Origin of the sequence: Roseivirga seohaensis subsp. aquiponti, from assembly GCF_001267955.1 — a bacterium.
Lineage (GTDB): Bacteria > Bacteroidota > Bacteroidia > Cytophagales > Cyclobacteriaceae > Roseivirga > Roseivirga seohaensis.
Genome location: NZ_JSVA01000007.1, coordinates 259,786 through 273,456, shown reverse-complemented (window position 1 = coordinate 273,456; position 13,671 = coordinate 259,786). Strand labels below are relative to the sequence as shown.

At 38.5% G+C, this 13,671-nt stretch carries 10 protein-coding genes; 5 read left to right on the top strand and 5 right to left on the bottom strand.

What is annotated here, in order from left to right:
* The 4 genes from OB69_RS06915 to OB69_RS06900 form a co-directional block, all read right to left on the bottom strand.
* Window positions 1–491: RagB/SusD family nutrient uptake outer membrane protein (locus OB69_RS06915; RefSeq protein WP_185096875.1), on the bottom strand; the 491-nt coding region annotated here is incomplete at its 3' end.
* A gap of 10 nt (window positions 492–501) precedes the next feature.
* Window positions 502–3,660 carry a SusC/RagA family TonB-linked outer membrane protein gene (locus OB69_RS06910; protein WP_053222969.1) on the bottom strand — a complete coding sequence of 1,053 codons (3,159 nt, stop codon included), beginning with the start codon at window positions 3,658–3,660 and terminating at the stop codon, window positions 502–504.
* 453 nt (window positions 3,661–4,113) lie between these two features.
* Window positions 4,114–6,798, bottom strand: a complete 2,685-nt coding sequence (locus tag OB69_RS06905) for a valine--tRNA ligase (RefSeq protein WP_053222968.1) — start codon at window positions 6,796–6,798, stop codon at window positions 4,114–4,116.
* Window positions 6,799–7,094: 296 nt separating this feature from the next.
* Window positions 7,095–8,870 (bottom strand): hypothetical protein, encoded by a 1,776-nt coding sequence (locus OB69_RS06900; RefSeq protein ID WP_053222967.1) that lies wholly within the window; start codon window positions 8,868–8,870, stop codon window positions 7,095–7,097.
* A 356-nt stretch (window positions 8,871–9,226) separates the two neighbouring features.
* Between OB69_RS06900 and OB69_RS06895 the strand changes: the two genes are divergently transcribed.
* Window positions 9,227–9,460: a hypothetical protein gene (locus tag OB69_RS06895; RefSeq protein WP_053222982.1), complete on the top strand. Its 234-nt coding sequence runs from the start codon at window positions 9,227–9,229 to the stop codon at window positions 9,458–9,460.
* A complete protein-coding gene (locus OB69_RS06890; protein WP_053222966.1) occupies window positions 9,457–9,747 on the top strand; it encodes a type II toxin-antitoxin system RelE/ParE family toxin in 291 nt (96 codons plus the stop codon). The genes OB69_RS06895 and OB69_RS06890 overlap by 4 nt, the downstream gene beginning before the upstream one ends.
* Window positions 9,748–9,789: 42 nt before the next feature.
* Here OB69_RS06890 and OB69_RS06885 read toward each other — a convergent pair whose 3' ends face one another.
* Window positions 9,790–10,182 carry a DUF4260 domain-containing protein gene (locus OB69_RS06885; protein ID WP_053222965.1) on the bottom strand — a complete coding sequence of 131 codons (393 nt, stop codon included), beginning with the start codon at window positions 10,180–10,182 and terminating at the stop codon, window positions 9,790–9,792.
* Between the two features lie 233 nt (window positions 10,183–10,415).
* Between OB69_RS06885 and ccoN the strand changes: the two genes are divergently transcribed.
* The 3 genes from ccoN to OB69_RS06870 are packed head-to-tail and all read left to right on the top strand — an operon-like array spanning window position 10,416 to window position 13,635.
* Window positions 10,416–12,539, top strand: coding sequence for a cytochrome-c oxidase, cbb3-type subunit I (gene ccoN, locus OB69_RS06880; protein ID WP_053222964.1), 2,124 nt, complete (start codon window positions 10,416–10,418; stop codon window positions 12,537–12,539).
* A 3-nt stretch (window positions 12,540–12,542) separates the two neighbouring features.
* The gene (locus tag OB69_RS06875) at window positions 12,543–12,743 is read left to right on the top strand and encodes a hypothetical protein (RefSeq protein WP_053222963.1); all 201 of its coding nucleotides are present in this window, start codon (window positions 12,543–12,545) and stop codon (window positions 12,741–12,743) included.
* Window positions 12,744–12,747: 4 nt separating this feature from the next.
* Window positions 12,748–13,635, top strand: a complete 888-nt coding sequence (locus OB69_RS06870; protein WP_185096874.1) for a cbb3-type cytochrome c oxidase N-terminal domain-containing protein — start codon at window positions 12,748–12,750, stop codon at window positions 13,633–13,635.
* The last annotated feature ends 36 nt before the right edge of the window (window positions 13,636–13,671 follow it).

The following is a 13,671-nucleotide window of genomic DNA, read 5'->3' as shown; positions in this document are numbered from 1 at the left end:
TCAGCATAAAGCTGAACAAGCATAAAGTGCCCGAAAGCTCTGTAGAAATAAGCCTGACCTTTGATGTTGTTTTTCTCATCAGCACTTCCTTCTACATTGTCAATTGAATTGATAATGTTGTTGGCATTAACAATAATTGTGTAGTAGAAATTGTAAGTCTGATTTACCAAAGAACTTGTGTTAGATCTGTGCTCAAGCCATTGGTGAACGGCAATAAACCAACCAGAACCCCTTTGTGGGTTAACTACATCTTGTCCTAAGAAATCGTAGTTGATCATGTGGTCGCCATAACCTCCTGCTTCATCTTGAGCTCCGCCAGATCCATACATATAGCGGTGAATTCCTTCCAAAGCAGCTCTTTGGTTAACAATAGTGCTCAGTACTTCATCAGCTCCAAGCTGATCAGTAGGGGCGGTTTCTAGGTATTCTTCATTACATGAGCTTATAGCCAGTACAATGAAGAGTAAAATTATTTTTGAAATGTATTTCATTGTCTTTGTTTTAGAAGTTTAGGTTAACGCCCAAGGTTAATACTCTTGAAGGAGGGTATAGACCTGCGTCCTGCGTTCCGTTGAATGTTTCCATAGGGTTCAAGCCTTTTCTTGCGCTTACGAAGAATAGGTTTTCAGCCGAAACATAAGTTCTAAGGCTAGAGATTCCTAGGCTCTGAAGAGAGGCTTTTTTGAACTCGTATCCTAAGTTGATGTTTCTAAGGTTTAAGAATGAAGCATCAGTCAACCATCTGTCAGAACCTGCTACGTTGTTTGTGTTGTTGTTGATAGAGATTCTAGGTACATCAGTGATGTCACCTGGCTTTTGCCATCTGTCAGCAATACCAACGCTTAGGGCTCCACCGTCAAGAGCGCCCATTAAACCTGCATAGTTACCGTCATAGATTTTACCACCTAGGCTGTAGGCAAACATTACAGAAAGGCTAAATCCTTTGTAGTTTAGGCTGTTTGTGAATGCGCCATAAACGTCAGGGATAGAAGAGCCGCTGTAGTGATAAATTGCATTGTTTTGGTTAGTAGTCACCTGAACACCATTGATTTCTCTCAAAAGGTTGTTAGGAGTAGACTCTGATTCAGGATCGTACACGTAAAGTGGGTTACCTGTGTCAGGATCAACACCGTACCAATCTTTCAACCAGAAGTCATAAATTGATCTGCCTTCTAAAAGCTTCTTAGTTCCAGAAATGATACCGTTTTCTCTTGAAGACTCAGGAAGTCTAGTGATTTCGTTTGTAAGCAGGGTTGCGTTTAAAGCAAAGTTCCACTCAAGTCCACCAGAAGATTTCAAGATGTCAACGTTAGCATCGAATTCTAAACCTCTGTTTACCATTTTACCAATGTTTCTGTTTTGAGAAGTATAGCCTGATTCACTTGGGATTGGCACAGAGAACAATAGGTTGTCAGAGTAACGGTTGAAGTATTCAACAGTACCTCTAACTCTTCCTAATACTTCGAAGTCAACAGCTACGTCAGCAGAGGTGTTTTTCTCCCACTGAAGGGCATTGTTTCCAACGCTATAGCTAAAGAAACCAGCGTTAGCACCGTTGTTTCTACCAGAAGAGTATAATGTTTGAGAAGGATAGTATCCGCCTACGTTGTCATTACCAGTTTGTCCGTATGATGCTCTAAGTTTTAATTCATCAATCCAGCTCATACCGCTCATGAAAGCTTCTTCGCTCATTCTCCAGCTACCGCCCACAGACCAGAAGTTACCCCATCTAGCATCTTTAGAGAATCTAGAAGTACCATCTCTTCTGAAAGAGAAAGAAGCGAAATATCTGTCGTTGTGGTTGTAGTTAATTCTTGAGAAATAACCTTCAGTCTTGTATCTGTCGATTTGTGAAGCAGCAGAAACAATAGTAGTATAGTTATCTAAAACTGGGTTGTCTAATACGATATAACCTGTTTTTGCAGCACTAAAGTCGTTGTTTTTAATGCCATAACTTTCGTGACCCAATAAGATGTCAAAACTATTTCTAGAGTCTAGATCGAATGAGTAATCAACCAATTGGTTAAAGTTTGTGGTAATATCAAAGTTGGCACTCTTAGTTGCTCTACCTACTCCAATGTAATCACCTACAAATGGGTTGCCATAGAATTGGCCATTTGCAGTTCCTATATCCACACTACCGTTGATTTTTACGCTAAGGTTTTTGATTGGAGTTAACTCCACATAACCTACAGTTCTAAAGAACAAGGCTTCAGTTAAGCTGTTGTTCAAAAGTGACTCTTCAGGAGCTTGTCTACCAGAAGTGTTGTTTGGTCTAGTTGGTAATCCAAATCTACCATCACCTCTATCGAAGGCTTTAGTGCCAAAATCAGGGTCAGTGATGTAGTTGCCTTGGTCATCAATAGCATAAACAGGGAAGATAGGTCCCATTCTTCTTGCATTATAGAAAGCGTTAGCGAAGCCAGTTCCTCCGCTTGTTACAGAGTTTGTCATTCTGATATCGCCAGAGTTGTTTACTCCAACTTTCAACCAATCAAGAACATCAACATTAACGTTTGTTCTTAGGGTATATCTCTCGAAATCAGAGTTTTTGAACACCCCTTTTTCATTCAAATAACCAATAGAAGCATAGTAATCTGCTCTGTCAGTCGCTCCTTTTGCGCTGAAGTTGTATTCTTGTCTGTAACCTAATCTTTCGATTGGAGCAAACCAGTCTAAATCGTCAGAAGAATATCTAACACTAGCGTTAGGGTTGATAGAACCATCGGTTCCAATAATTTGGTTTCCGGCAACATTAGTTGCGTTGTACTTAAGGAAAGTGATTAATTCCGCAGTAGCTTCTGCGGCAGCAACGTCAGGAGTTTTTCCTGCTGTTATTTTATCATTTCTAAGTGCTTCCCAATATGCTTGATAGTAAGCTAAAGGGTCAAGTCTATCATATTCTTGAATACCTCTAGCAGACACTCCTTGCTTTGTTGAGAAAGAGAAAGTTGGTGCAGAGTTTTTCTTACCTTGTTTGGTTGTAATGATAATTACACCGTTAGCCGCTCTAGCTCCATAAAGAGAAGTTGAAGCCGCATCTTTCAAAGTAGAAATTGACTCAATGTCATCAGGGTTAATCCTGTTAATGTTTCCGCTAAAAGGCACACCATCAACCACAATAAAAGGGCTGTTGTTACCATTAACAGAACCAATACCTCTTAATCTGATGGCAGGGCTATCACCTGGTTGTCCTGTAGCAGTTGTTACTTGAATACCTGGGCCAGAACCACCAAGCGCAGAAATTGCGTTTGAAATTGGTCTGTCTTTGATTTTCTCTGCTGAGAGCGAAGTTACTGAACCTGTGATACTCTTAGTATCTTGAGTTCCGTAAGCTACTACAACCACTTCTCCAGCATCAATAATGTCTGGAACCATGGTTACATTTACCGCAGTTCTGTTACCAACCGTTTCTTCTTTGGTTTTGTAACCTAAAAACCTGAATACAAGAACTGCATTATCAGCATTTACTGATAACGAGTATTTACCGTCCGATCCTGTGGTTATTCCAGAGGTTGTTCCTTTAATAGAAACAGTCACGCCTGGAAAGCTTGAACCGAATTCATCTAGCACAGTACCCTCCACGGTACGTTGCTGCCCCATTACACTGCTACTAATGAGTAGCAAAATGAGCATTAATTTTAGCCTAAATTTTTGCATTTATAAGTAATTCATTTGTTTGCGCGAATAACAACTAAACGGGTAGCAATGTTGCTTAATCGTATTTATGAGGCTACATGATTTTATGAAAGGCGATAAAATTATTTGAACGGAGAATTATTCAATTGTCATATTTGAATTTGAATTGTTTATTTATGAACAAATTTAGGTGATTTTAAAATTGTAAATATCTACGAGGTTATTGGTTTTATTAAATTATTGAGGTGTGTTTATGTGTATGTGGTTCACCTTCAAATAATTACATGAAATATTGCATGCCTGATATTTATAACATTGTCGCGAAAATTGTAATTTTTACGATCTGGCGCTTTAAGTGTATGAATTTGAAGGAGATGTAGCCGAAAAATGGGTTTGAGATGCTTCCGATTTTTAGGCATAAAAAAAGCAGCCTCAAAGAGGCTGCTTAAATTCGTAATTCTAGGTTCGTAAGTTTTAATTTAATCCGTTTAGCTTTTCTTCCAACACTTTAATTTTTGCTTCAGCATCGGCTTGTTTGGCTTTTTCTTTTGCTATCACTTGTTCCGGTGCTCCTGCCACAAAACGCTCGTTGCTCAGCTTTTTCATAACAGAGTTTAAGAAGCCTTTGGTGTATTCAAGCTCTTTTATAATCTCTGCTTTTTCTGCTTCTACATCAATGGCTCCTTCCTCCATAGGGATAAAGAACTCATCTGATTTGATCACAAAACCTAGTGTGCCATTCACCTTCTCATCTGTGTATGTCAGTTGGTCAATGTTCGCTAACTTCTTGATAATGTTTATAAAAGGCTCGTAAGCATCAGCGTTCTCCGATTTAATTGCTAAGTCGAGTGCCTTCTTTGGTGAAATTCCTTTTGATGAACGCAAGTTTCTAAGGTTAGAGACTAATTCAAATACAATTTCAGATTGCTTGTTCAGTGCTTCGTCTGCTCCACCAATAATTGGCCACATCGAAACAATAATGTCTTGTCCTTCGGCTCTTTCTCTTAAGTTACTCCAAATTTCCTCGGTTATAAATGGCATAAACGGATGAAGTACCTTCATGATTTTCTCGAAGAAGTTAAGTGTTATCTCGTAAGTAGCCCTGTCAATTGGCTCCCCAAATGCAGGCTTAATCATTTCTAAATACCACGAACAGAAGTCATTCCAAATGAGCTTATAGGTAGTCATAAGCGCATCAGAAATTCTAAACTTGCTGAAATGATCTTCGATTTCAGCAAGCGCTGCATTAAAGCGTGAATCGAACCAACGCACTGCGGTTTGGTTTTCTTGACCATTCGAGCTGCCACCAACTTCCCAACCTTTTACCAAACGGAAAGCATTCCAAATCTTGTTCGCAAAGTTTCTTCCTTGCTCAACAAGCTTTTCATCATAAAGTAGATCATTACCTGCTGGCGAAGAGAAAAGCATTCCAGTACGAACAGCATCAGCGCCTAACTCCTTAATTAAATCCAGTGGATCAGGTGAGTTGCCCAATGACTTGGACATTTTTCTACGCTGTTTGTCGCGTACAATTCCTGTAAGGTAAACGTGCTTAAACGGTTTCTCATCAGTATATTCATAACCTGCAATGATCATTCTGGCCACCCAAAAAAACAGAATTTCAGGAGCAGTCACCAAAGTAGAAGTAGGGTAGAAGTAGTCTAACTCAGCATTCTTGCCTTTGATTATTTTACCTGTCTCTCTGTCAAAACAAGAATCATCAAAACCGTTGAACACCGCCATAGGGAATAGCCATGAAGAAGCCCAAGTATCAAGTACATCTTCATCTTGCTTTAGGTCATTGGCAGTCAGTTGAGCATTGCCCGATTTCTCTTTCGCCAATGCTAAAGCTTCTTCTTCTGTTTCAGCTACTACAAAATCGTTTTCTCCCTCACCATAAAAATAAGCTGGGATTTGTTGCCCCCACCAAAGCTGACGCGAAATACACCAATCGCGTACATTTTCCATCCAGTGGTTGTAAATATTTTTGAATTTTGAAGGAAGAAGTTCTACCTCGTCATTCATTACTACCTCATGTGCTGTGCGAGAAATTTCTTTCATTTTGATGAACCACTGCAAAGAAAGCTTGGGCTCTATCACGGTATTTGTTCTTTCCGAACGGCCGATCCTGGTAGTGAACTCTTCGAAGCCGATGTAGTAACCAGCTTCTTCCAAGTCTTTCACCATTACTTTGCGGGCTTTAAAACGTTCCATGCCCACATATTTTGGTACACCACAGTTTTCGTTCAAATTACCATCAAAGCCGATGGTGTCAATTACTTCTAAATTGTGACGCAAACCAATTTCATAATCATTCGGATCGTGGGCAGGCGTTACTTTTAAACAACCTGTTCCGAATTCGATTTCTACATAATCATCCGCGATGATTGGGATTTCGCGGTTAACGAAAGGCACCAGAGCCGTTTTACCAATCAGGTGTTGGAAACGCTCATCTTTTGGGTTTACAGCAATGGCGGCATCACCTAAAATGGTTTCAGGGCGCTGCGTAGCAATAATTATCTTTTCGTCTGAATCTTTAATGCTGTACTGAAATTTGTAAAGCTTCGATACTTCATCTTGATCGGCATAAATCACCTCTTCATTAGATACCGTAGTTTGGGCTTCCACATCCCAGTTGACCATGCGCAAGTCACGGTAGATGTAACCTTTATTATAGAGGTCTACAAAAACACGAAGCACCGCCTTATGGTAACCTTCGTCCATGGTGAACGCAGTGCGTTCCCAGTCGCATGAGGCGCCAAGCTTCTTCAGTTGCTCAAGAATAATTCCACCGTATTTTTCTTTCCATTCCCAAGCATGGGTAAGGAATTCTTCTCTGCTGAGGTCTGATTTTTTAATGCCTTTTTCGCGAAGCATCTTCACTACTTTAGCTTCTGTGGCAATTGAAGCGTGGTCGGTACCAGGTACCCAGCAAGCTTCTTTGCCTTCCATTCGTGCTTTTCTGATCAGCACATCCTGGATGGTATTGTTCAACATGTGGCCCATGTGGAGCACGCCCGTTACGTTTGGTGGAGGGATGACAATAGAGTAAGGTTCTTTTTGTGGGTTTACCTTGCCATGGAAATATCCTTTATCCATCCAGTGGGCATACCATTTATCTTCTATCTCGTTCGGGTTATACTTCGTTGAAAGCGACATGTAATTGTTTGAATAAAATTAGGCTGCAAAAATAGGTGGAATAGTCGGAACACGGAAGTTAGAAGCCAGAAGAATGAAACTATGAGGAGGAAGTACTTACTAACTCTATGTTGGTTGGCTAATTGTGCTTAAAGATCTATTGAGTTTTGATTAGATTTAAAATGAGATAAGGGATGAATATGATTGAAGGTAACCCTAATAAAACATCTCCTCTGATAGAAGCCCCCACGCCATGTAAACGTCTTTTGATTCTATGTACATATTTTTTAAAAAAAAAGTCAAAGCGCTTTTGAAAATTACCTTCTGCCAAACCTTCTGAAAGCTTGAATTAGTTGATAAGTGATTGATATGACCACAATCTTACTTAATAAAAGGAAAAGTTTAATTTCCCACCTAATTGTCCCTCCTTCTAACTCGTATATAAAGTCCCAACGTTTCCAAATGAAAGAAGTAGGGTTAATGAAATCGAAATACTCGATTGTAAATAGCTCTAAATCTGTTTTACTCATTTCCCAAGGCCAAACAGGGCTAACCTCCTTCGTAAGCCATAACAATATTATATACATCGGAACAGTAACAAATACCAATGCTTTCACTGCCCTCGTCCAACTGATACCGAAGTTAGCAGTCCATTTATAGGCCCATAGAGTTGATTTATCCCAAAATTTTTTCCGCCAACGAAGTGTCTCATAATAAGCATCGAGTTCCTTGCTCTGATAAATTAAGGCTTCAGTTCGATTTCCTTGATTTTGATACATGGATTTTAACTGCTCATAGAAAAGTTTGACCTGTTTATAATGAGATATTTTGTCTATCTCGTGATTGGTCTCAATGTTTTTAGGGAAGGGTGAATTAGATATAAAGCTCTTACTTATTTGACTATTTTCAAAAAGTAAAGTTTTGAAAGAGTTGAATTTAAAATTGATAAATGAGGAATAACCAAAGTCACTTCTGATAAATTTAATTGATCCTTTTTTAGGCTCTAATGATGTTACATTCAAAAAACTTATTCCTGTATTTATTTTGAAATTGATAAATATAAATTCATTGAAACTTGAGTTTTCAAGTTGTATTCCGTTCTCAAACCTAGTATTTGAACCTTCGATTTTTATCGATTCAGTATATAAACTGAAAAACTTAATAAGACCTATGACTCCTCCATCAAGTTGAATATCAATTAGGTTCGATTTACCAGTAACAGAAATATTGTGACAATAGGCAAAATCTGTGATAATAAATTTTTTGAGGTTAGCTATCTTGGTAAGATTTATGATTTTGACTTTACAATCATCCTGAAGTCTAAGGATGTTTAATGTGGAGTTATTTGATAACTCTAATTTGACAAGACTAGACTCTTTAAGTAAAATAAGTGTGTTAAGGGTTGCATTCTCAATGGTTATCGTGCTTACATTGTGATTATTATTTATCTCTAGTTTTTCCAAATGAGCACTATCACTCACTATCAGCTCTTCCAAACTGTCTGAACTCAGAGTGATACTCTCTGTTTTTGAATTGCTCTGCACTGCTAAAAAATCGACTTTACAATGATCTAAAGTAGTGATTTGGTTTATTTCAGAATTTTCACGAAAAACTAGTGACCAAATTGTTGATTTTTTAGACAATTTTATTGTGCCAATTTTTGCAAAAAATGTCGATAGTATTGTGATCGAACCACTGTCATAAACTAATAACGTTCTTAGGTTACTGTTTGTCAAATCAATATTACTGACCTTGGATGATTCAGAAATATTAATGGAGAATTCAGCCGTTGAATTTTCAATTCGAAGATGATTCATTTTTGTATCACCCTTGAATGTTAAAGAAATATTGTGTTTTGAATTCACCTCAGTGAATATCAGTTTATTGATGATACAGTTATTTTCAAATAATAGACTATAATCTATATGACCCGAAATGACTATATCCTCTTTAACTTCAATATTATTGAACACTCTTGATCTATAATCAGGGTTTTTATGTACTGCGTTGAACGTACGGAACTTATCAATCTTAACATTTTCACCTGCAACCAATGAATAAAATTGTTGGGCACTTATTTTGTATCTCTTCATTGTAGCTAGAAACCAATAGTGTTCATCTAAAGTAATTATTATAGTTGCAATATTATCATAATTCTAAATCATTGGACTAATCTCTAATTCTAGATGTTTTTTAAGCTATGTGAATATTTCTAAGGGTAAAATGAGCAACTATGAAAAAATCGACTCACTATTATTGATTCTAGCGAAATGTGTAAAGAAATAAAGAAGATCAAGTCACAATATCGAATTTAATAGCCTAGCTCTTTAAAGAGCGAAAGGAGGCTCGATTAGGAGAGCTTTATATTGTTATTGGGCTTATGGTAAATTGGTTGGTGGCTGAATATTAGTTTTTAAATTTGTAAATTCGGATAAGAAATTTTATGGTTATGGGGACAATTGAGCTAAAATCTAACATTCATAAAATAGTTGATGGCATTCAAAACGAGCATCTTTTGAGAGTTATTTACGATTTCCTAAAACTAAAAGAATCGGAAAAGTCGGGAGGCTTTTGGGACTCTCTTACAGAAGAACAAAAGCAAGAGGTATTGTTAGCCTATGATGAGTCGGAGGATGATGATAATTTGATTGAGCGGGAAAAGGTATTTAAATCGAAGAAATGAAAATTCTCCTTACCAAACGGGCAGAGAGAAATTTCCATTCAATTAAGGAATATATAAAGAAGGAATGGGGGACTAGAGTTGCAGAGGCTTTCGAGCAGAAAGCAGTTGATTTTTTAGACTTACTGGAGGGTTTTCTCGAGATAGGAACTGTAGAAGTGGTTGAAAAAAAGATATACGGATTTCAACTTACCAAGCAGACACGTGTGTTTTACCGAATTAAAGGGAACTGTATATTAATTCTTACATTCTTTGACGTGAGACAAAGTCCAAGTAAAAGGCCTAAATGATGAATGTTATGTCACCAATAACTCATTTCCAATAACTAACCCCTAAACCTCTAGATTCTTATACTTGCTCTTTCCCATCCAACCCAAATGGGTATGGTCAAAGCTGTCGAAGTACTTTAAGCCGTAGCCCAGCATTCTATCGAAGCAAGAATGCGCCATAAAGATCAATCCAATTAGAATGAGCAATTCATTGGAGAGCAGGTAGCCAAGAATCATTAAAAGTGAAATCAAGCCTTTATGATGGGCAGCATTGTAAGCAATTGTAGCCACTTTTTTATTTACTATAATCGCCAGAAATGCCAGGTCAGGTGCGAAAAATAAGCTGGCAAAAAGTACCCATCCACCTTCATAGAATTCAAAATAGATTAGGTAAATAATTAATAAAAGCCCGATTTCTTCGAGCTTAAGTGCGGTTCTCATTTTTATGGTTTTCATAATTATAGAAAAATACAAAGCGTTTTTAAATACTTGCAGGCTGATTTTATTGAGGCAATTTACTGTAAATCATAATGTTAATTTTGGTAAATTCATGAGCCAGTTATTCAATAGAGAACTGGTAAACCAGAAAACCTGATTTATATCATCTTTTTGGCTAATACCTGTCAGGTAGAAACGGTGCTGCTGAATCTACCTTGCAATTGTTTAGGAATCACTACGCCTTATAAATTATGGAACTACAGCAATTTAAGTACGACAACAAAATTGTCAAATACTTCGTCATCGCCACGGTCGCTTTCGGCCTTATTGGCATGCTGGTGGGTATTCTCATGGCCACCCAACTTTTTTTACCCGAAGCCAACTTAGGTCTTCAATTCACAACTTTCGGTCGTATTCGTCCATTACACACCAATGCGGTAATTTTTGCATTTGTGGGTAACGCTATGTTTGCCGGAGTGTATTATTCTATGCAGCGTTTGTTAAAAACGCGTATGTTTAGCGATAGACTAAGCTGGATTCATTTCTGGGGATGGCAGCTCATTATTTTAGCAGCAGTAATCACGCTTCCTCTAGGAATGAACACCTCAAAGGAATATGCTGAGCTAGAATGGCCAATAGATATTGCCATTACGGTAATTTGGGTAGTGTTTGGTATCAACATGATTGGAACGATTCTGAAAAGAAGAGAGCGCCACATGTATGTAGCCATTTGGTTCTACATTGCCACATTCGTTACGGTAGCGGTATTGCACGTGGTAAATTCATTTGAAATTCCGGTAACCATGTTCAAGAGTTACTCTTGGTATGCTGGTGTGCAAGATGCTTTAGTACAGTGGTGGTATGGTCATAATGCGGTGGCATTCTTCCTTACTACGCCTTTCTTGGGGATTATGTACTACTACTTACCTAAGGCTGCCAACAGACCTGTTTACTCTTATAAACTGTCAATTATTCACTTCTGGTCGCTTATATTTATTTATATATGGGCAGGCCCTCACCACTTATTATATACTTCATTACCTAACTGGGCACAGTCTTTAGGAACTGTATTTTCAATTATGTTGATCGCTCCATCTTGGGGAGGTATGCTTAACGGACTTCTTACTTTAAGAGGAGCTTGGGATAGAGTTCGTGAAGATCCGGTTTTAAAATTTATGGTTGTAGCTGTTACGGCATATGGTATGGCTACACTAGAAGGTCCATTGCTTTCTATTAAAAATGTAAACGCTATTGCTCACTTTACCGACTGGATCGTTGCTCACGTTCACGTGGGTGGTTTAGGCTGGAATGGTTTCTTGATCTTCGGTATGTTGTACTGGATGATTCCTAGAATGTGGGGTACAAAACTATATTCTACAAAACTAGCCAATGTTCACTTTTGGATTGGTACACTAGGAATAATCGTTTATGCACTTCCGCTTTACACTGCGGGTGTAGTGCAAAGTTTAATGTGGAAAAACTTTAATGCTGAAGGCTTTTTAGAGTATCCTAACTTCTTAGAAACAGTAACTCAAATTGTACCAATGTACATGATGAGAGCGGTTGGTGGAGTGCTATACCTGACTGGCGCAATAATGATGGCCTATAACTTGGTGAAAACTGCTAAACAAGGAAGTTTCAAAGCAGAAGAAGCAGCCGAGGCACCAGCATTGGAGAAAAAGAAAATTGTTGGAGGTCACTGGCATGCAGTATTAGAAAGAAAGCCAGTGATTTTTACTGCCCTTACTTTGGTTGCTATTGTAATTGGAGGTGTGGTAGAGATGGTGCCTACTTTCTTAATCAAGTCTAATATTCCAACTATTGAAAGTGTTCAACCATATACTCCACTTGAACTTCATGGAAGAGACTTATACATTAAGGAAGGATGTAATAACTGCCATACGCAAATGGTGAGGCCGTTTAGGTCAGAAACTGAACGTTATGGCGAATATTCTAAAGCAGGTGAGTTTGTGTACGATCATCCATTCCTTTGGGGATCGAAACGTACCGGACCAGATTTGCATAGGGTAGGAGCTAAATACAATAATGTATGGCACTTCAACCATATGCTCGACCCTAAATCTACTTCGCCAGGCTCAATTATGCCTCCGTACCCTTGGTTGTTCACACAATCCATCGATTTAGACGAAACTGCCGGTAAGATTAAAGCCCTCAGAACAGTAGGGGTTCCTTATGCAGAAGGCTACGAAGAAATCGCAAATGAAGATTTGATGAGGCAAGCCAAGGAGATATCGGACGATTTAGCCGCTAATGATATCGAGATTTCTGAGCAGGCTGAAATTGTAGCACTGATTGCTTACCTACAAAGGCTGGGTACTGATATTAAAGTGAATTCAAACGATCAAAACCCTTAGGCCATGTTTAAGCACTATTTCGAAAAAATTCATAATGTGGAGGTTTGGCCAATTATTTCACTCACAATCTTCTTCATATTCTTTGTAGGGCTAATGCTCTATGTATGGCGAATGAAGAAAGACTACGTGGAGGAAATGAGTGACATTCCACTTACCGATGACGCGCCAATTATTGCATCTGATTTTAAAAATGAAAACCACTAAGCTCATGGAAAGGATAAAATCAAAAAATAAAAACCTGAGTTCAAAATACATGTTACTTCCATTCTTGTTTTTGACTACGCCTTTGGCTGCTCAAACCGAGAGTTCAACTGGAATTTCTCAGACTACGGCATTTTATGTGGTGATTGGCTTGCTTATCATCGTGTCGCTGTTAGTCATTCTTTTGGCCTTTAACATTGTGTCGCTGCTAAAAGCAGTTGTACAAAAAGAGATGTCGCCAGAGAAGAAAGCCAGTATGGAAAAAGAGCCTAGCTGGTTTGCTAAAACCTGGGCAAAATGGAACGACCTTAAGCCGTTGGAAGAAGAGCAAGATATTATGCTCGACCATGATTATGATGGCATTAAGGAGCTTGATAACCACTTGCCGCCTTGGTGGAAGGCACTCTTCTATTTGTCAATCGTTTATGCAGTAATTTACCTTATGGTATTCCATGTGTTCAAGTCGGCTCCTTTACAAGAGGAGGAATACGAAATTGAAATGGCCTTGGCACAGGCTGCCAAAAGCAATATGGAGCAAACCATTGTGGTAGACTTTGATGAAAGCAATGTGCCTTTTAATGATGACGCTGAAGCATTAGCAGATGGTAAGAAGTTTTTCGAAGCCCAGTGTGGAATGTGTCATAAAGCCGATGGTGGTGGTTTGGCTGGTCCAAATCTAACCGATGATTACTGGAAACATGGAGGAAGTATGACTGATATTTACAATGTGATCAAGAACGGAGTACCGAATACAGCCATGATTTCGTGGGAGAGTAAATTGAATCCTCTTCGTTTACAAAACGTGGCTTCATATGTAAAAAGCTTAAGAGGAACCAATCCTCCAGGAGCTTTGCCTCCTGATGGTGAGCTTTATGTAGAAGAATCGAATCAATAAAAGCAGTAGAGTGTGCGCTAATTAAAGAGGGTAGAA